The following is a 25346-nucleotide window of genomic DNA, read 5'->3' as shown; positions in this document are numbered from 1 at the left end:
CGGAGTCAGAGGATCACCGCGGGGTGCGGCAAGCACTCAGCGCCCGTGGCGCCTCGCGCGGTTGCGCTTCCGACGCGGCTCTCGATGCTCCGTTCCGGAGGGGGAGCGGCGAATGGTCGCTGCCCTACAGATTGCGCAGCACCGCGTCGATACCGTGGCGCTTGCGGCTTGTGAGCGGAGCGCACAGCGCCGCGGAGCCCGGTACAGGGAAGGGCTCGCCCAGCCCATCGGCGAGGTCATCGACCAGCGCGCGCAGCCAGGTGCAGTGGTTCAGGTTCGAGAGCGCTGCTGACCAGTCCAGCTTTCTGAGACTCTCGGCGCCTTGCTTGCCTTCCTTCCAGCGGGTGCAGGAGTTTTCTCCCGGGTCGCGCAGCAACCACTGGAGGTACGCCTTGGGATGCCGCTCGCGAGTGCACCAGGGGTAAGGCTGCGGCGCGAGCACCCACGGCGGCTTCCGATTCTCGTGCCTCCGCCGGTCGCGGTCGAGCAGCTGGGCGCAGCTTGCGCCCGTGTCGGCCGAGTATTCGGCATCCTCGGTCTCGAACTGCTCCGGATCGGTGCTGGGCTTGAGCCGGACCGCCTCAGCCGACGGAGCTCCGCTGTTGGTAGGCCCTCGCGGATCCGCGAAGAGCCCGGATTCGGTCATGGGCACCGCGAGGTGGTAGGAGGCCCGCGCCCGCAGGCACTGCCCGAGCTCGCGCGCGACCTCCGGCGCCTGCTTCTCGAGGTGAGCCCTCACCGTCGACCGGACCGCTTCGATCACGACCTGCGGCTGGTCGATGTTGAAAAGCTCCAGGTCGTCGAGCACCAGCGCGAGATCTGCGGCTCTCGGTCCCGGCGGGAACACCGAGCCCGCGAGGATCTGCACGAGCGCCGTGCGGTTCGTCTTGAGCCCCTCCTCGATCGGCGCCGCGGAGACCCGGTAGGTGTTCGACTGGTCGAACGGCTCCGCCTCCTTCCCTGGACGCGGCAGGACCCGCGGTACGGAGTAGAATTCGTGTCCTGGGAAGAGCTGCTGGAGCGCCTCGGCGAGCCCGCGCAGCTCCATGACCCCTGTAGGGATAACAGCCACCCTCACGCGGCGCGCTCTCCAGCTGACGGAGCGCCGATGCGCAGCTGCTCGTAGAGATCGCCGAGCGAGAACTGGGACAGCCATCTCGGGTCGTGGAGCTCGACGAGGCGGACCGGGCCGGGCACCCTCCCGACTTCCGTGACGTAGAACTGCTCGGGTTCTCCGCGAAATTCGTTCATGAGCACGGGCGAGTGCGAGGTGAGGACCACGGTCAGCTCTCGCTCCTCTGCCATCTCCCGCATCGCGTCGAGGATGACGCGGATGGCATGGGGATGAAGCTGGTTCTCCATCTCGTCGAGGCCGACGATCGAGCCAGGCCGAGCGCCAGCCACCGCTGTGAGATGCAGCAGCCCGACGAGCAGCCCATCGGCGGCACGCACGATGGGCAACCCCTCGCCGCTCGCGCCTTCGCCAGGCTGGAAAAAGCGCGCAGTGACGAAGCCTTCGCTGTCGCTGAGCTCGATGTCATCGAAGATGTCGTAGAACGCGAGGCGCGCCTTGTCGCGCACCCATTCGAACTGGTTATTGTAACGTCGCGGCGCCGCGCGCCACGTCTTGAGCACGCTGAAGAGGTTGCGGCCGGTGCGGTGCAGGTATGAGTCGCCGATGTCGGACGACCCGTTCTGCCGGAGCTGGTTGATCCACCACGCGTCGTAGACACGGATGTTCTGGAGTGCACGCACGAGCGGCTCGATGTCCTCGAGGCGGCGTGCCTCCCATGCGGCTCGCAGGCAGGTGCGAGTTGCATCCTCGGGACCATCGATCCGGCGTTCGTCGGCGAGGGTCCACTCGTTCGAGCCGGCGACGCGCCGCACCAGCGTCTTGCCGTTCGCGGTGACGCGCTCGGCGGGGAACTCGCCGACGCCCGCGCCGGTCACGGTGAGCTCGAGCTCCCAGGCGACGCCGTCCACCTCGAGGACGAACGAGATGGGCTCCTCGGCTGGAGCGCTCCGGTGCTTGAGCCCGCGCCCGCCGCCCAGGAGCCGTACGGCCTCGTGCGCCGACTTCTGAAACGATCTGCCGAAGAAGTCGAACGCTTCCAGCAGGGTGGTCTTGCCTGAACCGTTGGGGCCCGCGACGAGACAGACGCCGGATGGCTGCCAGTCGATCTGGGCGAGGCCGAGAAAGTTCCTGACAACGATGCGCATGGGGCTCCTGTTCGCGGTCTGGGTAGTACGGTCGGTCGACGGTGCGGCAGAGCAGCTGCGCCGGCGGATCCCGCAGTGCGGGACCCCGAGCCCGGGGGCCCCGGCGCAGCTCAGCCTCGGGTGGCGGCCGTCTCGATGTACCGGAACAACGTCCGGCCGTCGACCCGCACCGGCGCCGCGGCCCCGAGACGGTGGCTGCGAGGACGGACGAGCACGCCCTCCAGGCTCCAGCGCGTCCACGTGGACGACCGAGCTTGCCTCGCGTACTTTCTCGGGGCTTCGCGCGAGGTGTCTCCTCTGCAAGAGCGGCCGGGTCCGGCCCGGGACGACCACGTTCGCCGTGGAGCGCGACGGCTGCGCTTACGTCGTGCGACAGGTCCCTGCTCGCAGCTGCGAAGGGTGCGGCGAGGCCGACTTCGAGGCCTCGGTCACGACGCGGCTCTTGGCGCTCATCCAGCGTGCGTCACGCCCCGGGCCCAGGTCATCGTGCTGCGCTACGAGGCCGCGTAGCGCGCCCGACCCTCGCTGCGGCAGCCGCCCCTCCGCGCCCCGTCGGCGCTCGTCGCCGTCGTCCCCACAGGACCGAAGAGCCTGGCATGCCGCGCCGTCCCGCCTGCATGCGGCGCATGACGCGGGCCTGTGGCAGCTCCACCGACGCCTGCGTCGTCCCCTCGAGCCTCACCATCCTCGTTGACAGCTCGTTGATTTCGACGCGCCTGCGTAACCGAGACGGCCTCAGCTCAATATTGTCGGAAAGCCCAGGTCCTCGGCGCCGAGCCAGCTGAGCCTCCCTCCCTGCTTCAGCCGTTCCAGGTGCGCGTTGACGGCCACGAGCACGAGAACCATGGCCTGCATCGAGTCCACACCGGCGGCGAAGGACCTGTATCGATCATCACCAGGCCCTTGCATCTCGTAGCCAATGGTGTAGTTGGGCGCATGCGCGCCCAGGTACGGTCGACCAAGCCGAACCACGACGGTCTGGTCCAGGTCTGATCCATTCTCCCTGAACGCCAGCTCTCGCTCGGCGACGACATCGTCCATACGGACGTCGTACACAGCGCGCCCTCAGCGTCAGATCTGCGCCGTGACTCTCCCCCGAGGTCAGCTTGGGCTTGTACGGCTATCCTATGAATATCTCCGCATCGTCGTCGGAGCTGTTGATCTTGTTGAGCTCATCGATGAGCCGCCCCAGGCGCTCGAGGATGGTCTCGCGGAGCGACGCCGACGAGCGGCAATAATCCCGCAACGTCTCGAGCTCTCGGAGCACGTCCGGCAAGTCGCTGCGGTCCACGGGGATTCCGGTCTCGAACAACGGGACCCACTGGAGGCCGAGCGTCACGGCCGCCGGCATCCAGACCTCCCTGAACGTGCTCTGCGCCGCGACCGGAACGAGGTGCGCCGACGTGGCATCACCTCCGCGCGGCATCGTTAACAGGACGACCGACATGACTCCTCCACGCATGGCCAAGCTGGGCAGCGAACGTCCAGCCATCCCTCTCGGGTGCACAGCCGGACGCGCCGCCACGCCCACCGTCACTCGCCCTCGCCGAAGAGCTCGCGGAAGAAGCGGTCCCTGTGCACGAGGAAGTCGCGGGTGAGCGTGAAATGCTCCGTCTCCTCGTACGCCACTGTCTTGATGCCCTCGTCCGAGAGCTGATAGATGGTGGCCTGTGGATAGGCGAGAACGATCGGCGAGTGCGTGGCGACGATGAACTGCGATCGCCCTCGCTCGACGAGCTCGTGCATCCGCGCGAGCAGCGTGAGCTGCCTGGCGGGGGACAGGGCGGCCTCCGGCTCGTCGAGCACGTAGAGCCCTTCGCGCTTGAACCGGTGCTTGAGGAGGGCCAGGAACGACTCCCCGTGGGATTGCTCGTGGAGCGAGGTGTCGCCGTACCCCTCGGTCACGCCGAGCTCGTCCACCTGGGTCGCGACGTTGAAGAAGCTCTCCGCGCGGAGGAAATATCCGGTCTTCTCCCGGCGGTAGCCGCGGACGAGGCGCATCGACGCGTGCAGGCTGGACTCCGATCGGCGGGTCGCGAAGTTGAAGTTCCTGGAGCCACCCTCTGCGTTGAACCCCGCGAGGATCGCGATGGCCTCGATGAGCGTGGACTTGCCGGAGCCGTTCTCGCCGACGAAGAACGTGACCTGCGGATGAAGCGTTATCTCCTCGATGGCGCGCACCGCGGGGATGTTGAACGGGTAGGCGGACAGGTCGGCGCCCTGGTCGGGTACGAGCTTGACGGACCGGATGAACCCTTGCGGAGGATGGTCGCTGCTCATGGTGACCCTGCCTGGCCTGTGGCTCGACCATGAACGAGCTCGGCGCCGCTGTCTACGTTGCCGAGCTGACACACGCGTCCGCTCGGGCGTCAGCGGTTCCGCTATGCAGCCGTGCTCGGTGTGGCGGGATGCGTGCCCGACCTCGGGCGAGCGAGCTCTCGATCCGGCGTCGAGGTTCTGGAACACGAGATCGTCGAGCCACGACCGCTACGGGGTTCCTCGAGCGCACCGGCGTCGATCTCCAAAGGGGGCGCGGCGCGGCCGGCCTCCAGGCGCCGGTCGCCGGAATCGCACAGACGACGCAACCGATCGCCGAGGTGAGTGCAAGAGGAACACGCGTCGCTGGTACGTTGCTCGTAAAGCATGCTTCCATGCGAACACAAGCCATCGTCGCTGGAGCGCTGCTCATCCAGGCATCGTGCGTCGTCTCTCCTGTCGAGGAAGATGTCACGGAGGCAACGGCCGTCGAGGCCGCCGTGCTGGACGAAACATCGAACGAGCGGGGGCTGCGGGAGCTTTGCCTGTTCATGGGGAAAGACGCGGAGTCTCGGGAAAGTTTCTGTCGTGAGCTGTGCCCCGCGCGTCTCAAGAGGCAGTGTTGGCCCGCTGCAAACAGTGGGGGACGGGCATGGCAGAACTTTTGCAACAACAACTTCACCTGACCCACGCGACGTGCTAGCTAGCAGCCCATGCACGATGACAACGTGATCGCATCAAGACACCTGACCTTCGCGCCGAACGATGGAGGCGTCCCACGCAAGGTTCACGTCCTCATCGGCAAGCCGCACAGCCCGATTCATCGGGACAATGAATGGGTCGTCGAGATTGAGATCCACGAGTCGTTCAAGCAGGCGATCCATGCCACGGCGAGCGGCGCCGACTCGTTCCAGGCGCTCTACCTCGCGATGGTCAAAGCCGGGGAGCTGATCAAGCCGTGGAGCGACGGCGGCGAGCTCACATGGGACGGTCCCAACCTCGGCTTTCCCTCCCCCCTCTGAGCGCTCGCTCCACCGAGCAGCACGAGCTCGACGCCAGCGCCGAGCAGCATGCGCTCGATCGGCGCCCTCGACCTCGGCAACCCCCGCCGAGAGCGCCTCCCTCGCTCTCGCTCCCCGCACGATTCCGCCAGCCATCCGCGAGGCCCGATCCCGTCGCCTCTCCGGCACAATCCCGCCGCCGCCCAGCACGATCCCGCCGTGCCGCCCCAGCCCGCCCACCCGCCGCGCCCTCGCACGTCCGCGCGCCGATGCAGCACTCCCCTTTTTCGATGTCTCACATCGCCGCGTCGAAATCGCCCATCGCTTTTTCGATGTCTCACGTCGGTTTTTTGCTGTCAGACATCGACGTTTCGATGCTCGACATCGGTTTTTCGATGTTCCACATCGATTTATCGATACCGCCACTTGACAGGGCGCCGGCCGATGCGCTCCTCCGGACATCGGTCCGGCCGCGATCCACCGGACCTGTTCCTTTTCACCAACTGTCTGGATCGCCTCAGGAGGTTTATCCCCGTGCCCACGTCCACCCGAATCGACACGGCAGATCTCGAGCTCGCCACCACGAAGGCCCGCAAGAAGATCGAGGAGGCCTTTACCCTCCTCGCTCCCTACCTCGTCGTGCTGAACGACGCCGAGCGCGCCGCCATGCCGCGGGCCAGAGAGGGCTTCGAGCAGGCGACGCGGTCGCTGTGCCGCGCGATGGCCGAACATCCCGCCGTGGCGACCGCGGCCGGGTTCCAGTCCGAGGCCGTCCTCGAGGACCTGAACAACCTCGACGTCATCCGGCCGTTCTTCGAGCGCGTCGAGGAGCTGTGGCAGCGGCTCGCCGACAGCCGCCTCGCCTGGGCGGCCGAGGCGTGGAGCCCGTCGCTCGTCGCCTACGGCGTCGCCAAGGCCGCCTCCGAGGTGAACCCCGCGCTCCGCACCGTGACCGGGCCGCTCGCGAAGATCTTCGCGACGCGCCGCTCGCGCGCCGAGGAGCCGCCGCAACCCGCGCAGCCGACGCAGCCGACGCAGCCGACGCTCGGCGAGTGACGGCCTCTCCCCCCGCAGGCCACGCCGGCAGCCCCCCGGCCCGGCGCGGCTTGTGACGGGCCGCGCCGCCGGAGTAAGCTCGCGCGAGATCGGCAAAGCTTTCGCGGGATGGCTCCTCGAACCAAAGGATCGCGCGGCGGTGCTCCTCCTCGTGCCGGCGGCATGGATGAAGACGACGAGGTCGATGACCTCTACAAGAAGCCGCTCGGCGACTTCACGCGCGCCCGCGACGAGCTCGCGAAGCGGCTGCGGCAAGACGGGGACAAGGAGGCGGCCGACCGGGTCAAGGCGCTGCGGCGGCCGACCGCGGCGGCCTGGACGCTGAACCAGCTCGCGCGCCGGCTTCCGCAGCGCATGGAGGCCCTGCTCGACGCCGGCGAGCGGCTGCGCGAGGCCCAGGCGGGGGCGCTCTCGCCGGGCGGGGCGCAGGGGCTCCGGGACGCGAGCCACAAGCACCGGGCCATCGTCAACGAGCTCCTGCGCGCCGCGCCGGCGCTCTTCACCGAGGGGGGCTACCGGGACAAGGGCAACTCGATGGATCAGGTGAGGGACTCGCTGCTGGCGACGCCCACGGCGCGGGCAGCGGACCTGGAGCTGCTCGCGCGGGGGCGGCTGTCGCAGGAGCTCGAGCCAGGGGATCTGTCGGACATGCTCGGGCTGCTGCGAGGGCGGCCATCCGAGAGGCCCGCCGACGCGGAGGTCGACGCGGGCCGCGGGCGCAAGGCCGCGAAAGCGGGGGCGCCCGCGCAAAAGAAAGAGCGGGAGACCGGGAAGCCGACCCAGAAGCAGAAGAGGGCGGCGGAGCAGCGCGAGCGCGAGGAGCAACGCGCCGCAAAAGAGCGTGAGCGCGAAGAACAACGCGCCGAAAAAGAGCGTGAAGCACAGCGCACCGCCAAGGAGCGTGAGCGCGAAGAGCAACGCGCCGAAAAAGAGCGTGAGCGCGAAGAACAACGCGCCGAAAAAGAGCGCGAGCGCGAAGAGCAACGCGCCGAAAAAGAGCGTGAAGCGCAGCGCGCCGCCAAGCAGCGTGAGCGCGAGGAGCAGCGCGCCGCCAAGGAGCGCGGGCGCGAGGAGCAGCGCGCCGCCAAGGAGCAAGCAGCGCAGCGCGCCGCGAAGGAGCGCGAGCGAAAAGCCGAGATCGCGGCCGAGAAGCGCGCGCGGAAGGAGCGGCTCGCGGCGGAGCAGCGCGAGCAGAAGGCGCAGCTCGCCGCGGCGGAGAAGGAGCGCGACCAGGCGAGCCGCGACGCGGCCCGGGTCGCCAAGGAGGCGGAGCGCTTGACCAAGGAGGCAACCAGGATGAGCCGCGCCGCGGACAAGGCCGAGGAGGCTGCCCGGGCGGCGAGGAAACGCGCCGACGAGGCCGAGCGCAGGGCCGCGGAGGCGCAGCAGGAAGCGGCCAGCAGCGCGGACCGCCTCGAGGCCGCAGAGCAGAAGCTCGACGAGATCGTCCGCTAGCGCTGCCGCGGGAAGCTGACCCGGATCGGCTCGCCGGCTGGCCCTCGCTCTCGCCGGCGAGCCTCCGGTCATCCGCGGTCCTCGATGTCCATTCCGCGCTCCGTCGACGATTCGACCGCCGCCAGCTAGCCTCGAGCCCGATGGCGTCGCCCGTCCACCTGACCGAATTGCCTTCCCGCGCGGACCGTCTGGCGCCGCTGCCTCCTCACGTGAAGCGCCTTGCCGTCTCAAGGCGGCGCTGGAACGGCGTGTGCGTGGACGTCACCGAGTTCTGGGGTCATGGTGAAACATGCAACCACCTCTGTTTCGAGAACGAGGTGCGTCTCTCGGGGTTGCTCGAGGAGGTCGGCGGCCGCTGCGAGCCGCGCCTGCACGCGAGCAAGCGCTGCTCCGTCGAGTACACGCCGCGCCATATGCACTTCGCGCCGGCGGGGATGAGCGTCTGGGGCTACAGCAACAACCTTCGGTACATCAAGGACATCACGCTCGTCTTCGATGTCCGCGCGCTGGAGGAGCGCCTCGGTGAGCGAATGAGCGCGGAGGCCGCGATGACACCGCGCCTCCGGTTCTCGGACGACCGTCTCTGGACGTTGCTGAAGCTCCTGTCCGACGTGGCGCACGACCACGATCCGTCAGCGGAGCTCTACGGCGACGGGCTCACCGCGGCGATCGTCGCCCGATTGCTCGTCCCGGCGCAGGGCGCGCCCCCGCGGCGCGGCGGTCTATCGCCCTGGCAGCTGCGCCGCGTCGAGGAGTACCTCGAGGCGCAGCTCCCGCGGGCGGTGTCGCTCTCGGAGCTCGCGACGCTGACCGGGCTGTCCCAGGCCCACTTCGCGAGGGCGTTCAAGGCCTCCACCGGCCGAGCGCCGTACCGGTGGCAGCTCGAGCGGCGCATCGGCCGCGCGCAGGCCCTGCTGCTCGACCCGACGAAATCGCTCGAAGACGTCGCCGACGCGACAGGCTTCGTCGACGCCGCGCACTTCGGGCGCATCTTCCGGAACGTGGCGGGAACGACGCCTGGCGCGTGGCGGCGCGAGCGCACCGGCTGACGAGGATCCATCAAGCGCGTACCGCCGGCAGCAGGATCGTCCAGTGCCTCTCCGGAGCGGATGCCGTAGCAGTCCCCCGACGAGGCTCGCCGCGGCGAGCCCGCGCGACTCCACGACACACGCGACGGAGACCTCCATGACAGCGAAGACAGGACTGCAGGCGTTGCTGAGGCCGGAAGACAGCGTTCTGGTCCTCATCGACCATCAACCGTTCCAGTTCGCGAACCTGCACAGCCACGAGCCCGGGCTCATCGTCAACAACGTGGTAGGGCTCGCGAAGGCCGCCAAGGCGTTCAAGGTGCCGACGATCCTCACGACCGTGCTCGAGGAGCGCGGCGGCTACCTGATCAAGAGCCTCCAGGACGTCTTCCCCGAGCAGAAGCCCATCAATCGAACCTTCATCAACACGTGGGAGGACCGCCGGGTCGTCGAGGCGGTCGCGAAGACGGGGCGCAAGCAGCTCGTGCTCGCGGCGCTCTGGACGGAGGTCTGCCTGGCCATGCCGGCGATCCACGCCCTCGCCGACGGGTACGACGTCTTCATCGTCACGGACGCGTCCGGCGGCGTCTCGGCCGAGGCGCACGACATGGCGATCCGTCGCATGGTCGCGGCGGGAGCGGTGCCGATCACCTGGCTCGCGGTCACCGGCGAGTGGCAGCGCGACTGGGCGCGCGAGGACAGCGTCGCCGCCCTCGCGGAGATCCTCGGCGGGCACGGCGGCGGCAGCGGCATCGCGTTCGCCTGGGAGATGCAGCTGCTCGCGGCTCGTGAACGCTGACGCGGAGCGAGCGCGCGGATGCTAGAGGGGCCGCGGCCCATGCTGGGCCTGGCCCCTCCGCCCAGCATCTCTCGTGGGGTTGCGCAAAACCGCAGGCCACCTCGGCACGACCTCCGCGCCACCCCCGCGATCTCGGTCGTCGGCGCCCTCTACCTATCGGCTCAACGAGCCCGCTTCTTCGGTGGGGCGGTCGGCTTGATGTCGATGCGTACGGCCCCCTGACAGGGCACCTGCGCCGTCACGCCCGCGCTGAGCCACTCGGGGAACTTCACGTTGCTAGCCTTGCCGACGCGCACGAAATAGCGGCCGCAGCGCACCACGAGCGCCTCGTTCACCAAACCCGTGAACTTGCCGTTCACGTAGACGCCCCCCGCGTCGGGATATCCCACCGTGAGCAGGCCTTGCCCCTTGGCCAACGAGGCGACGCTGGGCTCCGCCCGCGCTGGGCTCGCCGCGGGCGCCTTCGTCGCCGGCGGGGGCGCCGCCGCCGCCGCCGCTGATGCCGACGCAGCCGCCGCCGCCGCTGACGCCGACGCAGCCGCCGCCGCCGCTGATGCCGACGCAGCCGCCGCCGCCGCTGACGCCGACGCAGCCGCCGCCGCCGCTGACGCCGACGCGGCCGCCGCGGCCGCCGACGCCGACCCCGCCGCCGCAGACGCGGACGCCTTCGCCGGCGTGCGCGCCGCCGCGCCCCGCTTCGCGGAAGGCGCCGGCGTCGGCGCCACCGCCGGCGCCGCGCTGATCACCGGCTCGGCCGGCGGCGCTTCCTCGACCTGCGCGGTGACGGCCACCACCGGCCGCTCCCGCCGCGCGACGTAGATCCAGAGCCCCGCCACCACCGTCGCCGTGATCGCCGACACGGCGATCGTCCCGACCGTCGACGACAGCGACCGCGGCGCCTGCCACAGCTGCGCCGGCCCCCGCCGGCGCCGCGACGACGGGCCCGCCCCCGCGGACAGCGGCGGCTCCGACGACACGCCGCTCGTGAAACCCGCCTTGCCCGGGTGCGGCCCGCCCCCGGGCGGCCCGAGACCCGGCGACCCCACCGGCACCGGCACCGTCACGCCGGGCGGCGTCAGGCCCGATCCCCCGACCGCCGGCACACCCCCGGGCGGCGTCAGGCCCGACGCCCCCACCGGCACCGCCACCCCGGACGGCGTGAGCGGCGCTCCCGAAGGCGGCTTCGGCGGCGGCGGACCGAAGAACACCGGCGCGAGATCCGGCGCGAGATCCGCCGGGAGCGCCGGCGGCGGACCGAAGCGGATCGCCTCCGGGATCGGCGCGATCGAGATGCCGAAGCGCGACGACGCCGTCCCCGAGCCCGGCAGCGTCGCGTCGTCGTCCTCCTCGTCGAACGACGGCTCGTCCTCGGGCAGCGTCGGCATCCCGCCCGCCGCCTCCTCCTCCGCCGCCGCCGCGTCGCGCTCCGCCGCGCGCTTCGACGCCTCGTAAAGACGGCCGAACGTCTCCCGATCCGGCAGCGCGGGCTTGCGCACCTCGGGCGGCTTGCCGGCGGCGCCGCCCTTCGCGCCGGGCGGGAGCGGCGGCGGCTCGACCGCAGGCGCCGGGATCGTGATCGGCTCGGGCCCACGCGCGCCCGCCGGCCCGTCCCGCCGCGCCGCGCCCGCCATCGCCGCCGCGGCGGCGGCCGCCGCCGGAGGCCGCGCGGTGTCCGCCTGCGCGACCCCGGGCTTCGGCTTCTCGCCGCGCGCGTCCTTCGCGAACAGGTCCTTCGCGAGCCGCTTCGCGGCGTCGGCCGCGGGCCGCGAGGTCTGACCCCCCTTGCCCTTCACCGGGATCGTCGGCCGCCGGTCCTCCTCGGGATCCGCGTCCTCCAGCTCGATCGTCGCGTGCGCCGACTGCACGCGCGTCACGAGCTCCGCCTTGCCCTTCTCGGGGCGCGCCACCTTCGCGAGCGTCTGCTCGATCTCCTGACAGCTGAGCTTCCGGTCCTCCGGCGCCTGGGCCAGCGCCGTCTCGAGCAGCGCCACGATGGGCCGCGGGATCTCGGGGCGGATCGTGGTGATGGCGACCGGGCGCGTGCCGTCCGCCGCCGGCCGGCGGCCCGTGAGCAGCGACCAGAGCAGCAGCCCCACCCCGTAGATGTCGGCCTTCACCGTCACCCGCTCGGCGCGCACCTGCTCGGGCGCCATGTAGCCGGGCGCGCCCTTCACCACGCCCGCGATCGTGTCCGGCGTGCGGCCGAGGATCTTGCCGATCCCGAAGCCCGTCAGGCGCACCTGGCCGTCCCACCCGATCACGATGTTCTCCGGGTGCAGGTTGCGGTGAATCACCGGCGTGGGGCTCCCGTGCTCGTCCGTCGCCCCGTGCGCGTGCGACAGCGCGCTCGCGATGCAGTGGACCAGGTAGTAGACCGCCGCGTCGGCGAGCTTCTGCTGCCGCGCCGCGAGGTGCTGGAGCAGGCGACCCAGGTTCACGCCCTCGACGTGCTCCAGCACGAGCACGAGCTTGCCGCCGTGCTCGAAGAAATCGAACATCCGCACGATCGCCGGGTGGTTCAGCGTGGCGCAGATGGAGGCCTCGCGGGCGAGCTCGTCCGCGAAGCGCGGATCGCCCTCGGCCGTATTCGGCACGAGCTTCAGCTCGCACACGCGCCGGAAACCGAGCGGGCCGTCCAGCCGCCCGAGGTAGACGCTGGTCGACCCAGAGCCGGCCAGGCGCCGGAGGATCTTGTAGGCCCCAATCGTCTCGGGAGCGGGCTCCGTCGGAAACATCCGGCGCCGATCATACCCAAGCGCGGCGAAGCCCCCAAGCCAACGACCAACACGGATCACTTCGCGGCGCCGAGAGGCGTGCCCGGGCGCCTCGGTAAGACGCCATGCTCCACACGACCGGCGCCGGCCGCCGCGCTCCCGCGCGCCGGAGCGGTACAACTGAACAGCAGAGACCCGGACAGCTGTGACGGATTGCGGCGCGCGGCGCGGCCCGAGATCCGGAGTAGATTCGCAGTCCTGCGCGTGCACCCGGCGCGCTGGAGATCCGCGCGGCGCCTGGCGGCCCGCGAGCGATCGAGCGCGCGCCGCCGCGGCGGAGACGTCGGCGGCGCGACGCCTCGGTCTTCGAACGGCGCCGCGGCTGGGCTATAAGCCGCCGCGATGAAGCGCCGCGCCTGGCATCGACTGCTCGCCGTCGTCCTCCTCGCCGGATGCGAGGCCTCCGTCCCGCCCGCGCCGCCGCCGCCGCCGCCGCCGAGCGCGGCGTCGGCGCCCCAGCCGACGGCGCCGGCCGCGCCGACGGCGCCGCCCGCGCCGACGTCGCGGTTCCCGGCGGGGTGGCCGTACCCGGAGGGCGAGCCGCCGGTGCGCGGGCCCTCGATGGTCTCCAGCGACGCCGCGCTCGCCACCAAGGTGGGCGCGGAGGTGCTCGCGGCGGGCGGCAACGCGGTCGACGCGGCGGTCGCGACGGCGTTCGCGCTCGCGGTGGTGCACCCGACGGCCGGCAACCTCGGCGGCGGCGGGTTCATGGTCGCGCGGATCGGGGACAAGGAGCACGCGCTCGACTTCCGCGAGACCGCGCCGGCCCGGGCGACCCACGACATGTACCGGGGCAAGGACGGCAAGGCCACCGAGGCCGCGCGCGTCGGCCACCTCGCGGTCGGCGTGCCCGGCAGCGTGGCGGGGCTCTGGGAGGCGTACGAGAAGCTCGGCTCCAAGAAGAAGACGTGGGCCGACCTCGTCGCGCCGGCGATCCGGCTCGCCAGGGAGGGCTTCCCGGTCGACGAGAACTTCGCGGCGACCGTCAAGGCGGCCTCCGGCAAGCTCGCGCGCTTCCCGGCCTCGGCCGCGCTGTTCCTGCCGGGCGGCGCGCCCATCGAGGTCGGCGCGACGTGGAAGTCCGCCGAGCTCGCCGAGACGCTCCAGCGCATCGCCGAGAAGGGGCCCGCGGGCTTCTACGAGGGCAAGACGGCCGCGCTGCTCGTCGCGGAGATGAAGCGGGGCAAGGGCATCATCTCGGCGGCGGACCTCAAGAACTACAAGGCGAAGTGGCGCGAGCCGGTCGTGTTCGAGTACCGCGGGCGCCGGGTCGCCTCGATGCCGCTGCCGTCGTCGGGGGGCCTCGCCCTCGCGATGATCGCGCACCAGCTCGAGGGGCTCGACGTCGCGAAGCTCGGCTGGCACTCGCCCGCGCACGTGCACGTGGTCGCCGAGGCGATGCGGCGCGTCTTCATCGCCCGCAACGAGGTCCTCGGGGACCCGGACTTCGTGAAGAACCCGGTGGAGGAGCTGCTCTCGGTCGCGTGGGCGGAGAAGCAGCGCGCCACCATCGCGCCCGACCGCGCGACGCCGACGAGCGAGCTCGCCGGCCCCGCCAAGGACTCGGGCGGCCGCGGGCCGCACACGACGCACTTCTCGGTGGTCGACGCGCAGGGCAACGCGGTGGCGCTGACCACGACGCTGAACGGCTGGTACGGCGCGGGCGTGACCGTGACCGGCGCGGGCTTCGTGCTGAACAACGAGATGGACGACTTCGCCGCCGTGCCGGGCACGCCGAACCAGTTCGGCCTGGTGCAGGGGGAGGCCAACTCCGTCGCGCCCGGCAAGCGCATGCTCTCGTCGATGTCGCCCACCATCGTGACGGGCAAGGACGGGCGCGTGGAGCTCGTGCTCGGCGCCGCGGGCGGCCCGACGATCCTGACGGCGGTCTTCCAGATCCTGTCCAACGTGGTCGACTTCGGGTTCGACGTGACCACGGCGGTGAACGCGCCGCGCTTCCACCAGCAGGACTACCCGGACAAGATCATGGGCGAGACGGGCGGCTTCCCGGAGGAGCTGAAGAAGGCGCTCGGCGCGATGGGCCACGCGCTCGACGAGCGCGGCCACATCGCCGACGCGCCGGCGATCGGCCGCGAGGGCGGCGGGTTCGCGGGCGCGCGCGAGCCGCGGCGGCCGGGCTCCGAGGCGGTCGCCGGGAAGTAGCCGTGGCCGCGGGCGCGCCCCCGCCGATCCGGCGGTCGCTGGTCGTGCCGCTCTCGCAGGCGGACGCCTTCGATCTGTTCGTCCGGCGGATCGCCGACTGGTGGCCGCTCGCGACGCTGTCGGTCACGCGCGAGGCGGTGTCGTGCCACATCGAGCCCTCGGTCGGGGGGCGCGTGTTCGAGCGGGCGCGGGACGGCACCGAGGCGCTCTGGGGCACGGTCGTCGCGTGGGACGCGCCGTGGCGGCTTTCGTTCACCTGGCACCCGGGCCGCGCGCCCGGGTCGGCGCAGGAGGTCGAGGTGCAGTTCGTCGAGGTCGTGGCGGCGCAGACGCGGGTCGAGGTCGTGCACCGCGGCTGGGAGCGGCTCGGCGAGCGCGCGGCGGACTTCCGGGCGCGCCACGAGGGGGGCTGGCAGGCCGTGCTCGCGCGCTTCGAGGCCCTCGCCCGGGGCGAGGCCGCGCCGCCGGCGCCCGGGACAGCGGGCGGGTGCATCCCCCGCTGACCAGGCGGCCACGCGCCCCCGCAGGATCCCGACGCGAGGGCGGCGCTCCCGGCGAGGGTGTTGTCCGTCGTCGCAGCCCCGCCTGATTCGTCCTACCGCCCGCCGAGACGCTGGGGACGATCGAGAGTCCTCTTGTGGAGCGCTTCGTGTAATCGTCTGTCATCGCGCCGCGGACCGCGTGTATTGCCGCGTGTGGTCGAATCGGGGAGCATCGATGTCGCCGCCTTTTTTTGGCGGTGGACCGGAGGCACTCATGCGTCGACGGACGACAGCGCCCTTGGGCGTTTCCCTTATTGTCTTTCCCTTCTTTGCTGCGCCATCTCTCTTTGCGGCCTGCATCGACTCCGGAGCCGACCACGGCCCCGGCGAGGCGGTGGTCGCCCAGCCCGCGGCGGCCCCGCCGCCCGCGATCAGCGGCGGCACGCTGGCCGTGAGCGGCGACGGCCTCACCGCGGTGGCCGCGGATCCGGACCGCGACCGGGTGTGGATCGTCGCCTTGAAGGAGCGGAAGCTGCGCGCGGAGATCGCCTTGAAGACGGGAGACGAGCCCGGCCGGGTGGTCGAGGACGGCGCCGGCCGGTTCCACGTCGCGCTCCGCCGCGGCGGCGCGGTGGTCACCCTCGACGCGGAGCGCGGGGCGCTCGTCGACCGGCGCGTGGTGTGCCCGGCCCCGCGGGGGATCACCTACGACGCGGGCGCCGACGCGCTCCACGTCGCCTGCCTCGGCGGCGAGCTCGTCACGCTGCCCGCCGGCGGCGGCGCCGCGACGCGGCGGCTGCAGCTCCAGCGCGACCTGCGCGACGTCGTCGTGCGGGGAGAGCGGCTGCTCGTCAGCACGTTCCGCTCCGCGGAGCTCCTCAGCGTGAACGCGGACGGCACCATCGACGAGCGCGCGCAGCTCCCGGGCTTCGACAGCGGCGAGCAGCAGTTCAAGCCGAACGTCGCCTGGAGGATGGTCAAGACGCCTGCGGACGAGGTCTTCGTGGTGCACCAGCGCGCGATGCTCTCGCCCGTGGTGATCGGGACCGAGCCGGAGCCCACGCCCGGCGAGCCCGTGAGCGGCTACAACAACAGCGGCGTTTGCGAAGGCGGCGTCGTGCAGAGCACGGTATCGAGGATCGGAGCGTCCACGGCGCTCGACGTGCCGCAGCGGGGGGCCCCTGCCCTGGCGAGCGCGCCGCTGCCGGTCGACATCGCGGTCTCGGCCGAGCTCCAGGCCGGCGCGATCGTGTCGGCCGGCATGCGCGAGATCGTCCTGCTGCCCCTCGCGGACTTCTTCCGGACCGAGGACGCCGGGGACAGCGGCGAGGATCCGGGCGCCGGTCCGGACCCGGGCGCCGCGGACCCGAGGGAATGCGTCGGCGGGCCGCGGCTGCCGGTGGACGGCCAGCCGATCGCCGCCGCGTTCGCTGGCAGCTCCCTCGTCGTGCAGAGCCGCGAGCCCGCGCGCCTCGTGGTGTTCGAGATCCCTGACGGGTGGAGGCCCGGCGTCGGCGATCCCGGTCGCAGCTTCGAGGTCAGGGCCATCGATCTCCCCGGCCAGAGCGCGCGGAGCGCCGGCCACGAGATGTTCCACACGAACGAGAGAGGGCCGATGGTCTGCGCGTCGTGCCACCCGGAAGGCGGCGACGACGGCCACACCTGGAGCTTCGATCCCATCGGGCCGCGGCGCACCCAGGTCGTGAGCGGCGGTATCCTCAAGACCGCGCCGTTCCACTGGGACGGCGACATGTTCGATCTCACGGAGATCATGACGGAGGTGTTCGAGGGACGCATGGGCGGCCGGCGCCAGAGCCCGACCCGCGTGGCGCAGTTCGCGGCGTGGATCGACGCCCTCCCCGCGCCGCCGGCGTCGCCGGCGCCCGACGCGGAGGCCGCGGCGCGCGGTGAGGCCCTCTTCCACGACGAGACCGTCGGCTGCGCGAGGTGCCACGCGGGCGCGCGGCTCACGAGCGACGCGCCGTTCGACGTCGGCACGGGCAAACGCTTCCAGGTTCCGTCGCTGTTCCGCGTCGGATCGCGCGCGCCGTACATGCATGATGGCTGCGCGGCGACGCTGAAGGACCGGTTCGTCGACCCCTCCTGCGGCGGAGGCGACCTGCACGGCAAGACGTCCCACCTGTCCGACGCGCAGATCGATGATCTCGTCGCCTATCTCGAGACGCTCTGACCTCCTTTCACCACATCGCCCACCGTAGACGCAAGACGCTGCGGACGGCCGAGAGTCCTCTTCTGAAGTCCTGTTTGTAATCTCCTGTCATCGATCCGTGGACCGCGTGTATTGCCGACGTCGGTCGAATCGGAGAGCATCGATGTCGCCGCCATCTTGTCTGGCGGTGGACCGGAGGCACTCATGCGTCGACGGACAACATTGCCCCGTAGCTTTTCCTCCATTCTCTTCCCCCTTGTTGCCGCCTCGTCTCTCGTCGCGGCCTGCATCGATTCCGCAGCCGAGGACGTGCCCGGCGCGCCTCCCGGCCCCGCCGCGAGCCCGCCGCCTGCGATCAGCGGCGGCACGCTGGCCGTGAGCGGCGACGGCCTCACCGCGGTGGCCGCGGATCCGGACCGCGACCGGGTGTGGATCGTCGACTTGAAGGAGCGGAAGCTGCGCGCGGAGATCGCGCTGAGCAAGGGAGATGAGCCCGGCCGGGTCGTCGAGGACGCCGCCGGCCGGTTCCACGTCGCGCTCCGCCGCGGCGGCGCGGTCGTCACCATCGACGCGGCGGGCGGGGCCCTCGTCGACCGGCGCGCGGCGTGCCCGGCCCCGCGGGGGATAGCCTATGACGCGGGCCTCGACGCGCTCCACGTCGCCTGCCTCGGCGGCGAGCTCGTCACGCTGCCCGCCGGCGGCGGCGCCGCGACGCGGCGCCTGCAGCTCCAGCGCGACCTGCGCGACGTCGTCGTGCGGGGAGAGCGGCTCCTCGTCAGCACGTTCCGCTCCGCGGAGCTCCTCAGCGTGAACGCGGAAGGCGCGATCGACGACCGAGCGCAGCTCCCCGGGCTCGACATGGGCGACCAGCAGTTCAAGCCGAGCGTCGCCTGGAGGATGATCAGGATACCGACGAGCGAGGTCCTGGTGGTGCACCAGCACGCGATGCTCTCGCCTGTCGTGATCGAGACCGGGGAAGAGCCCACGACGAACGAGCCCGTGGACGGCTACAACGGCGGCGGCAACGGCGACTGTGGAGGCGGCGTCGTGCGGACCGCGGTGGCGACGATCGGGACGTCCGGGGTGCTCGATGTGCCGGAGCGGGCGGCCGCCCCCCTGGTGAACGTGCCTTTGCCGGTCGACATCGCGGTCTCGACCCAGATCTGGATGGGCGCGGTCGTCTCGGCCGCCAAGGACGAGGTCATCCTGGTGCCTCTCGCCGACATCTCCCGGATAGAAGGCACTTCTGGGGGCGCCGGCGGCAGCGGCGCGGAGGGCGTCGACGGCGTACCGAGGTGCTCCAACGGACATCGCCTGCCGGTGCACGGCGAGCCCACCGCCGTCGCCTTCGCCGGCAGCACCCTCGTCGTGCAGAGCCGCGAGCCTGCGCGCCTCCACCTGATCGAGCTGGGCGGCGATCTCGACGACGGCGACACCCGGATCGACCTCCCCGGCAAGAGCGCGACGAGCACCGGCCACACGATGTTCCACAAGAACACGAACGGGCCGATGGTCTGCGCGTCGTGCCACCCGGAAGGCGGCGACGACGGCCACACCTGGAACTTCGATCCGATCGGGCCGCGGCGCACCCAGGTCGTGAGCGGCGGAATCCTGAAGACCGCGCCGTTCCACTGGGACGGCGACATGGCCGACCTCACCGAGATCATGACGGAGGTGTTCGAGGGACGTATGGGCGGTCCACATTTCGGCTCGGACCGCGTGGCGGAGTTCGCGACGTGGATCGACAACCTCCCTGCGCCGCCGGCGTCGCCGGCGCCCGACGCGGGGGCCGTGGCGCGCGGCGAGGCCCTCTTCCACGACAAGACCGTCGACTGCGCGAGGTGCCACGCGGGCGCGCAGCTCACGACCAACGCGTCGTTCAACGTCGGCACGGGCAACGTGTTCCAGGTGCCGTCGCTGGTCCGCATCGGCGCGCGCGCGCCGTACATGCACGACGGCTGCGCGGCGACGCTGAAGGACCGGTTCGTCGACACCTACTGCGGCGGGGACGAGCTGCACGGCAAGACGAGGCACCTGTCCGACGCGCAGATCGACGATCTCGTCGCCTATCTCGAGACGCTCTGACGTCCCCGAGGCCCTGATCCCCCGACTCCGTCCCACCACGCGCCGCCACGCGCAGCCGCGTCGCCGGCCGCGGTTGCGCGGGCCGCCGCCGGATGTTACAAGTCCGGCTGACGCAAGAGGAGAGTGCTCCGGTGAAGATCAGCTCCTGAATCGGTCTCCGTCGCAGGTCGCAAGCGCGCCAGGCCTCCACGCCTGCCTGGCCGCGCGGGGCGGCCTGCTCGTCCCGTGACCGGGCCGCGTGGCCCTCGGATTCAGGAGCTTGTATGTCGTCGTCGTCCTTGCGCGCGCAGCGCCTCTCCTTTTCTTACTCCGACGCGTCCACGATCCTCGCGGACGTCGATCTGTGCCTGACGCCCGGGTGGTACGGGATCGTCGGGCCGAACGGCGCCGGCAAGACCACGTTGCTCCGGCTCTTCGCCGGCGAGCTCGCGCCCGACGCGGGGAGCCTGCGCCTCGAGCCGCGGGGCGCGACGGTCGCGGTCTGCCCGCAGACCGTGGAGCACGCCGACGCGGCGATCCACGCGCTCGCCGCGTCCGAGGACGGCGAGGCGCGCCGGCTGCGCGGCGAGCTCCGGCTCGACCCGGCGGAGCTCGTGCGGTGGGCCACGCTCTCGCCCGGCGAGCGCAAGCGCTGGCAGATCGGCGCGGCGCTCGCCGCCGGGCCGGACGTGCTCCTCCTCGACGAGCCGACCAACCACATCGACGCGGACGCGCGGGCGCTGCTCGTCGGCGCGCTCGGCGGCTTCCCGGGGATCGGGGCGTGTGTCTCGCACGACCGCGAGCTGCTCGACGCGCTGACCGTCGGCACCGTGCGCGTCGAGCAGGGCGCGGCGCGGCTCTACCCGGGCGGGTACAGCGCGGCCAGGGAGCTCTGGGAGGCCGAGGCGCGCGGGCGCGAGGAGGCGCACCAGCGGCTGCGCGCCGAGGAGCGGCAGCTCCGCCGGCGGCTCGGCGAGGAGCGGCGCGAGCAGGCCGCGGCGGACGCGCAGCGGAGCATCAACAAGCGGGCGAAGGGCCCGCGCGACCACGACGCGCGGGGCATGCTCGCCAACTTCCGCGTGTCCACGGCCGAGGCGCGGCTGTCGCGCAACGTCGGCGTGACGCGCCGCAAGCTCGAGAAGGTGTCGGCCGAGGCGGGGACGTTCGAGTTCGAGAAGGCCGTGGGCCGCAGCGTCTTCGTCGGCTACGAGCGGTCGCCCGCGCCGTGGCTGTTCGTGCTCGACGCGCCCGAGATCCGCGCGCCCGGCGGCGCCGGGCGCGTCATCCTGCGGGACGTGCGGCTCGGGGTCGGGCGCGAGGACCGCATCCGGATCGCGGGCCCGAACGGCGGCGGCAAGACGACGCTGGTGAAGGCGCTGCTCGCGAGCGCGCGGGTGCCGGCGGCGAAGGTGCTTTACGTGCCGCAGGAGCTCGGGCAGGCGGAGGAGCGGGCGCTGCTCGCGGAGGCGAGGGGCCTGCCGCCGGCGGAGCGCGGGCGGGTGATGTCGCTGGTCGCCGCGCTCGGGGTCGAGCCGGGGCGCCTGCTCGCGTCAGCGCGGCCCTCGCCCGGCGAGGCGCGCAAGCTGATGATCGCGCTGGGCCTCGGGCGCCACGCCTGGGCCCTGGTGCTGGACGAGCCGACCAACCACCTCGACCTGCCCTCCATCGAGCGGCTGGAGCGCGCCCTCGCCGACTACCCGGGCGCGCTGGTGCTGGTCACCCACGACCGGGCCTTCGGAAAGAGCTGCACCTCGATCCTCTGGACCGTGGCCGAGGGGGAAGTGCGGGTGTCGTCGGACGACGCCGAAGCGTGACCTGCGCCGGCGCATCGCGGCGCCGCGTGCGCCCGCCCCACCGAGTATTGTGAACGTTCACATATTGAGACACACCCGGGGGGGTGTGGGCGTCGCGTCGCGCGGTCTACGGCTGCGTCTTCTCGACGGACAACACGTCGAGCTGCAGGAATTGACCGATGAAGGGCTCGGGCGCCGGCGGGATGCCGTCCACGACCAGACGCTTGAAGTTGGCGATCATGGTATGGTTCGGATCGTCGCCCAGGAAGGACACGGTGGCTCCGCCCCGGACCGGAATGGTCTTCGTGTGGTCGACGATGAACACGTCGTGACCCACGTTGGGGTTGTCGTTGAGGTAGTAGACCTCGGGCGGATCGGAGACAGAGAAGTTGTAGACGTTGTACGTCGGGTTGTCGGGTGAACCGCCCACGCGGAAGTGCATGCCGTCGGGCGTGCCGCCCCGGTACGTCTCCGGCTCGACGACGCCGCGGACCCGGACGGTCACCTGATAGATCGTGTCGGGCGAGCCGCCGAACGTCCTGTCCTCGTCGACCCGCGTGGACGTCGAACACTCGTCGCGGTTGCCCGGGTCCTGGTCGCACGGCATCTCCCAGCGGAAGCCGTCGATGCTGGCGGCCGCCGCGAGCAGGTCCTCGCCGCCGCTCTCGCCGCCTCCGCCGCCGCCGCCGGCCCCGCCGCTGCCGCCGGCCCCGCCGGAGCTCGCGCTGCTGGAGGCGCTCGTGCTGGCGCCCGTCGAGGCCCCTCCGCCCGGACCTCCAGCGCCGGCCGAGCTGGAGGCAGCCTGGTCGTCCGGAGGCGGGTCGGCGTCGGAGCTGCAGGCAACGAGGACCACGATTGCAGGGACCACGAGCAGAGAGATTCTCATTTCACACCCGTCCGGCGAGAGCGCCGCGTGGAAGCTGGGAACACCGAACCTCGTCTCGTTGACATCGCGTCCCGCTCAAAGAGTCATGGCAGGAGCGCGCGCCCGGCGTGACGAGCGTGGAGGGGGACAGCGGCGAGGGGCGCCTCAGAAGGCGGCGTCGCGGAGCTTCGCCTTGTACTCCGTCTTGTACAGATCGTGGCAGGCCTTGCAGCTCGCCTTGGCGCCGTCGATATCGCCCTTCTTGGCCTTCTCCGCGCCCTCCTTCGAGATCGCGACCCACTTCGGCATCCCGGGCGGCGGCTTCGCCGCCACGTACTCCAGCGCCGACGCGATCTTCGCGCCGTCGCCGCTCGTGGTCGCCGACTGCATCACCGTCTTCATCCAGCCCTGCATCGGACAGGCCTTCTGTCCTTTTGCGCCGCAGCCAAAATTCTTCCCCTCGGCGACAGAAGCGGGGACGTCCGCCGTGCCGTCCGCGGCCCACGCCGCGCCCGCAAGGCCAATGCCGACGCTCATCAACACGGCGCTCATCAGCTTCATGCTCATCGACATACGACATCTCCTGTTCAGGTTAAGGGGCACCTCGGCCACGTCGCCGCGGCGAACATACTGTTTGTGAACGTTCACATGACGAGGGTCAATCAAAATCGTCCGATGCGCGGCCATGCACATCCATGGAACGTCGATTTGCAGTGGCGCTGTGCGTCTACACCGCCGACCGCTGTCGGCTTTGCGAAGGCAGGGCGAGGAGGCGCCGAGGAGGGTGCCGAGGCCCTGACCGCGCTCATCGCGATGGAGCTGCGCGCGGGCCGCCGCGAAGCGGCGCCGGAGTCCGGCCATCCCTGGCCGGACTCCGGCGGGCGGGGCTAGAGGGCCGGCGTGCCGCCCATCTCCTCGAGCACGGCGTCGGCGCCCGACACCACGTCCATCACCCACTGCATGTAGCGGAGATCCACGTGGATGGTGCGGGTGATCGACGGCATGAAGAGCCAGTCGGACGCCATCGACTCGTAGTTGCCGTCGAAGGCGAGGCCGACGAGCTCACCGCGCGCGTTCAGGGTGGCAGAGCCGGAGTTGCCGTTCGTGATGTCGAGGTCGCTCAGGAAGCAGACCGGGACCTCGCCGAGATCCCTGTCGACGTACGGCCCGAACCGCTCCTGGCGCGCCGCCTCGAGCAGGGCCTCCGGCGCGTCGAACGGCGGCTTGCCGGTGTGCTTCTTCACGAGCTCGCTCACGACGGTGAACGGGCGGTAGACGGGCTTGTCGATCTCCGGGCGGTAGCCCCGCACGGTGCCGTAGGTGACGCGGAGCGTTCCGTTCGCGTCGGGGGCCAGCATGCCGCCCCGGTACGCGCGGAGCGCCTCGATGAAGCGCGGCTTCACGAGGGTCATCGCCCCGACATAGGCGCTGTCGCGGTCCTCGATGGCCTTGTCGACGGGCGCGACCGAGAGCGCCAGCCGGATCATCGGATCAGGGCTCGCGCCGAGCTCCTCGACGGTGGCCGTCTTCAGCAGCTTGACCCGGGTCGCCGCGTCCTCGAGCGCCGTGCCCGCGTAGATGGCGTCGATCGCCGCGGCGAGGGCGGCCTCCGTCGGCGCCTGCCCGCCCGCGAGGGTCCCGAGCAGCGCGGGCCTGTCCTTCGGATCGAGCCGCAGCGCGCGCCGCACGGCCAGCTTGAAGGTGCTCCGATCGATCGTGCGGTCGTACGACTTCTGGAGCGACACCTGCGCCTGCTCGAGCCGCTCCCAGTTGCGCTCCTGGAACTCGGCCTCGCGCTCGGCGTCGGGCTTGCGCCGCTCCTCGGCCATGCGGACGATCGTGACCGCGGCGTCGAGCAGCCTGGCCGACGACAGGACCTCCGACACGGCCGCGTCGTGCTCGCGCGTCTTCTGCTGCTCGGCGTGCGCCGCGGCGATCTGCTCGATGGCGCCGCCGTAGGCGGCCTTGCGCGCGGGCTCGGCGTCGATCCAGGCCTTGAGCTCCTCCTCCAGCTTGGCCTTCTCCCGGGCCAGGCCGCCCTCGACCAGCCCGTCGAGCAGCCCGCGCGTCTTGAGCAGGTAGTTGCTGTAACCCTGGACCGTCGGCTGCGCCTTGATCCGCACCGCCGGGTCCTTCTTGCTGAGATCGTCGAGGAGGGCGAGCGACTCCTCGTAGAACGACACCCGCTTCGGGTACTGCCACGACACCGCGGCCTCGACCTCCGCCGCGGTCCGGAGCCGGTTCGTCACGGCGGGGTAGCCGGCCACCATCACGAAGTCGTCCTTGTGGAGCGGCGCGGACGCGAGCTTCAGGTGGTGCGCCGGGCGATACGGCACGTTCTCCGCGGCGTGGCCCGCCGGGCGGTTGTCCTTGCCCACGTACGCCCTGAAGAAGGCGAAATCGCCGGAGTGGCGCGGCCAGCGCCAGTTGTCGACGTCCCCGCCGAAGTTGCCGACGCCCTCCTGAGGGATGTAGACGATGCGGAGATCCTTGATCTCCAGCTGCTCGATCAGCGAGTACTGGCCGCCTCCGAAATACTCGGCGACGGAGCACCGGACCTCAGGGCGGCCCTGCTCGCACGCGGCGACGAGCTGCTTCCTGCGCCGCTGGATCTCCTTGTAACGCTCGAGATCACCCCGGATCGCCTCGAGCCCGCGCCGCACCTCGCCGGTGACGTCGCGGAAGGCCTGGGTCACGAACACGCGCGCGGTGGGCCCCGCCCACTTCTCCTCGGCGCGGGTCTTCGCGAGGTAGCCGTTCGTCAGGAGGTCCTGCTCCGGGGTGGAGTTGTACTGGAGCGCACGCAGGGAGCAGTGGTGGTTCGTCGCGATGAGCCCGTCCGGGGAGACGAACGACGCCGAGCAGCCGCCGAGGCTCACCACCGCGCCGAGCGGGGACGCCGTGGGGTCGCCGAGCGACTCCGGATCGATCTCGAGGCCCAGCGCCTTCAGCTGGTCCTTGTGCTGCGCCACCTGCTCCGGCGTCCACATCCCGCCGGGGTTCTCGAACGGCGCCGCCGGCGCCTCCGGCCCGGAGGCCGGCGGCCTCGTGTCGCCCGCTTGCGGCCGCTCCGACCCGCAGCCCTGGGCGAGCGCGGAGAGGGCGGCGAGCGCGAGGAGCGCGCTGTTGCGCAGAGGATTGCGCGGAGGATTGATGATCATGCGTGGTCGTACCATCGCGGCTCGGCGAAGCAACCACATGAGGCCACGTGAGCCGCTGA

Annotated in this window: 20 protein-coding genes and 1 pseudogene; 12 read left to right on the top strand and 9 right to left on the bottom strand. The window is 71.5% G+C overall.

Going from position 1 to position 25346, the window contains the following annotated elements:
- Nucleotides 1–124 precede the first annotated feature (124 nt).
- Nucleotides 125–1078, bottom strand: a complete 954-nt coding sequence (locus tag WMF43_RS47785; RefSeq protein WP_437675559.1) for a hypothetical protein — start codon at nt 1076–1078, stop codon at nt 125–127.
- Nucleotides 1075–2460: an AAA family ATPase gene (locus WMF43_RS47780; protein WP_437675558.1), complete on the bottom strand. Its 1386-nt coding sequence runs from the start codon at nt 2458–2460 to the stop codon at nt 1075–1077. The genes WMF43_RS47785 and WMF43_RS47780 overlap by 4 nt, the downstream gene beginning before the upstream one ends.
- A gap of 61 nt (nt 2461–2521) precedes the next feature.
- On the opposite strand from WMF43_RS47780, the pseudogene WMF43_RS47775 reads away from it, so the two are divergent.
- A pseudogene (locus tag WMF43_RS47775) lies at nt 2522–2914 on the top strand (type II toxin-antitoxin system MqsA family antitoxin); the annotation flags it as partial.
- A 41-nt stretch (nt 2915–2955) separates the two neighbouring features.
- On the opposite strand, the gene WMF43_RS47770 reads toward WMF43_RS47775, so the two are convergent.
- The 3 genes from WMF43_RS47770 to WMF43_RS47760 form a co-directional block, all read right to left on the bottom strand.
- Nucleotides 2956–3261 carry a DUF6968 family protein gene (locus WMF43_RS47770; RefSeq protein ID WP_437675557.1) on the bottom strand — a complete coding sequence of 102 codons (306 nt, stop codon included), beginning with the start codon at nt 3259–3261 and terminating at the stop codon, nt 2956–2958.
- Nucleotides 3262–3340: 79 nt separating this feature from the next.
- Nucleotides 3341–3667, bottom strand: coding sequence for a hypothetical protein (locus WMF43_RS47765; RefSeq protein WP_437675556.1), 327 nt, complete (start codon nt 3665–3667; stop codon nt 3341–3343).
- 86 nt (nt 3668–3753) lie between these two features.
- A complete protein-coding gene (locus WMF43_RS47760; RefSeq protein ID WP_437675555.1) occupies nt 3754–4500 on the bottom strand; it encodes an AAA family ATPase in 747 nt (248 codons plus the stop codon).
- A gap of 371 nt (nt 4501–4871) precedes the next feature.
- On the opposite strand from WMF43_RS47760, the gene WMF43_RS47755 reads away from it, so the two are divergent.
- From WMF43_RS47755 to WMF43_RS47730, 6 genes are all read left to right on the top strand, one after another.
- Nucleotides 4872–5162, top strand: a complete 291-nt coding sequence (locus WMF43_RS47755; protein ID WP_437675554.1) for a hypothetical protein — start codon at nt 4872–4874, stop codon at nt 5160–5162.
- Nucleotides 5163–5189: 27 nt separating this feature from the next.
- Nucleotides 5190–5498 (top strand): DUF6968 family protein, encoded by a 309-nt coding sequence (locus WMF43_RS47750; protein ID WP_437675553.1) that lies wholly within the window; start codon nt 5190–5192, stop codon nt 5496–5498.
- Nucleotides 5499–6011: 513 nt separating this feature from the next.
- Nucleotides 6012–6533, top strand: coding sequence for a hypothetical protein (locus WMF43_RS47745; RefSeq protein ID WP_437675552.1), 522 nt, complete (start codon nt 6012–6014; stop codon nt 6531–6533).
- Between the two features lie 162 nt (nt 6534–6695).
- The gene (locus WMF43_RS47740) at nt 6696–7988 is read left to right on the top strand and encodes a hypothetical protein (protein WP_437675551.1); all 1293 of its coding nucleotides are present in this window, start codon (nt 6696–6698) and stop codon (nt 7986–7988) included.
- Between the two features lie 209 nt (nt 7989–8197).
- Nucleotides 8198–9037 (top strand): helix-turn-helix domain-containing protein, encoded by an 840-nt coding sequence (locus WMF43_RS47735; RefSeq protein ID WP_437675550.1) that lies wholly within the window; start codon nt 8198–8200, stop codon nt 9035–9037.
- A gap of 136 nt (nt 9038–9173) precedes the next feature.
- Nucleotides 9174–9815 carry a hydrolase gene (locus WMF43_RS47730; protein ID WP_437675549.1) on the top strand — a complete coding sequence of 214 codons (642 nt, stop codon included), beginning with the start codon at nt 9174–9176 and terminating at the stop codon, nt 9813–9815.
- Nucleotides 9816–9976: 161 nt separating this feature from the next.
- Here the strand turns inward: WMF43_RS47730 and WMF43_RS47725 are convergent, their stop codons facing one another.
- Complete coding sequence (locus WMF43_RS47725) at nt 9977–12550, bottom strand: serine/threonine-protein kinase (RefSeq protein ID WP_437675548.1); 2574 nt, start codon at nt 12548–12550, stop codon at nt 9977–9979.
- 381 nt (nt 12551–12931) lie between these two features.
- Between WMF43_RS47725 and ggt the strand changes: the two genes are divergently transcribed.
- The 5 genes from ggt (at nt 12932) to WMF43_RS47700 (ending at nt 21282) form a co-directional block, all read left to right on the top strand.
- The gene (gene ggt, locus WMF43_RS47720) at nt 12932–14752 is read left to right on the top strand and encodes a gamma-glutamyltransferase (protein ID WP_437675547.1); all 1821 of its coding nucleotides are present in this window, start codon (nt 12932–12934) and stop codon (nt 14750–14752) included.
- A 2-nt stretch (nt 14753–14754) separates the two neighbouring features.
- Entirely contained in the window at nt 14755–15255 is a 501-nt protein-coding gene (locus WMF43_RS47715; protein WP_437675546.1) for an SRPBCC domain-containing protein, read from the top strand.
- Nucleotides 15256–15532: 277 nt separating this feature from the next.
- On the top strand, nt 15533–17425 hold the full coding sequence (locus WMF43_RS47710; RefSeq protein ID WP_437675545.1) for a c-type cytochrome: 1893 nt from the start codon (nt 15533–15535) through the stop codon (nt 17423–17425).
- 288 nt (nt 17426–17713) lie between these two features.
- A complete protein-coding gene (locus tag WMF43_RS47705; protein WP_437675544.1) occupies nt 17714–19489 on the top strand; it encodes a c-type cytochrome in 1776 nt (591 codons plus the stop codon).
- A 263-nt stretch (nt 19490–19752) separates the two neighbouring features.
- A complete protein-coding gene (locus WMF43_RS47700; protein ID WP_437675543.1) occupies nt 19753–21282 on the top strand; it encodes an ATP-binding cassette domain-containing protein in 1530 nt (509 codons plus the stop codon).
- Between the two features lie 106 nt (nt 21283–21388).
- On the opposite strand, the gene WMF43_RS47695 is transcribed toward WMF43_RS47700, so the two are convergent.
- The 3 genes from WMF43_RS47695 to WMF43_RS47685 form a co-directional block, all read right to left on the bottom strand.
- The gene (locus WMF43_RS47695) at nt 21389–22147 is read right to left on the bottom strand and encodes a hypothetical protein (RefSeq protein WP_437675542.1); all 759 of its coding nucleotides are present in this window, start codon (nt 22145–22147) and stop codon (nt 21389–21391) included.
- A 144-nt stretch (nt 22148–22291) separates the two neighbouring features.
- The gene (locus tag WMF43_RS47690) at nt 22292–22699 is read right to left on the bottom strand and encodes a hypothetical protein (protein WP_437675541.1); all 408 of its coding nucleotides are present in this window, start codon (nt 22697–22699) and stop codon (nt 22292–22294) included.
- Nucleotides 22700–23013: 314 nt separating this feature from the next.
- On the bottom strand, nt 23014–25287 hold the full coding sequence (locus WMF43_RS47685; protein ID WP_437675540.1) for a S46 family peptidase: 2274 nt from the start codon (nt 25285–25287) through the stop codon (nt 23014–23016).
- Nucleotides 25288–25346: the final 59 nt, after the last annotated feature.

Origin of the sequence: Sorangium sp. So ce131 (assembly GCF_051519095.1) — a bacterium.
Lineage (GTDB): Bacteria > Myxococcota_A > Polyangia > Polyangiales > Polyangiaceae > Sorangium.
The sequence above is the reverse complement of the archived record's forward strand: the minus strand, read 5'-3'. Positions and strand labels throughout refer to the sequence as shown.

What these genes read in the sequence shown, in the direction of transcription:
- WMF43_RS47700 (WP_437675543.1), top strand. Translation starts at nt 19,753, where the DNA reads ATGTCGTCGTCGTCCTTGCGCGCGCAGCGCCTCTCCTTTTCTTACTCC.
- WMF43_RS47730 (WP_437675549.1), top strand. Translation starts at nt 9,174, where the DNA reads ATGACAGCGAAGACAGGACTGCAGGCGTTGCTGAGGCCGGAAGACAGC.
- WMF43_RS47695 (WP_437675542.1), bottom strand. Translation starts at nt 22,147, where the DNA reads ATGAGAATCTCTCTGCTCGTGGTCCCTGCAATCGTGGTCCTCGTTGCC.
- WMF43_RS47755 (WP_437675554.1), top strand. Translation starts at nt 4,872, where the DNA reads ATGCGAACACAAGCCATCGTCGCTGGAGCGCTGCTCATCCAGGCATCG.
- WMF43_RS47770 (WP_437675557.1), bottom strand. Translation starts at nt 3,261, where the DNA reads ATGGACGATGTCGTCGCCGAGCGAGAGCTGGCGTTCAGGGAGAATGGA.
- WMF43_RS47760 (WP_437675555.1), bottom strand. Translation starts at nt 4,500, where the DNA reads ATGAGCAGCGACCATCCTCCGCAAGGGTTCATCCGGTCCGTCAAGCTC.
- WMF43_RS47690 (WP_437675541.1), bottom strand. Translation starts at nt 22,699, where the DNA reads ATGTCGATGAGCATGAAGCTGATGAGCGCCGTGTTGATGAGCGTCGGC.
- WMF43_RS47750 (WP_437675553.1), top strand. Translation starts at nt 5,190, where the DNA reads ATGCACGATGACAACGTGATCGCATCAAGACACCTGACCTTCGCGCCG.
- WMF43_RS47685 (WP_437675540.1), bottom strand. Translation starts at nt 25,287, where the DNA reads ATGATCATCAATCCTCCGCGCAATCCTCTGCGCAACAGCGCGCTCCTC.
- ggt (WP_437675547.1), top strand. Translation starts at nt 12,932, where the DNA reads ATGAAGCGCCGCGCCTGGCATCGACTGCTCGCCGTCGTCCTCCTCGCC.
- WMF43_RS47725 (WP_437675548.1), bottom strand. Translation starts at nt 12,550, where the DNA reads ATGTTTCCGACGGAGCCCGCTCCCGAGACGATTGGGGCCTACAAGATC.
- WMF43_RS47765 (WP_437675556.1), bottom strand. Translation starts at nt 3,667, where the DNA reads ATGTCGGTCGTCCTGTTAACGATGCCGCGCGGAGGTGATGCCACGTCG.
- WMF43_RS47740 (WP_437675551.1), top strand. Translation starts at nt 6,696, where the DNA reads ATGGATGAAGACGACGAGGTCGATGACCTCTACAAGAAGCCGCTCGGC.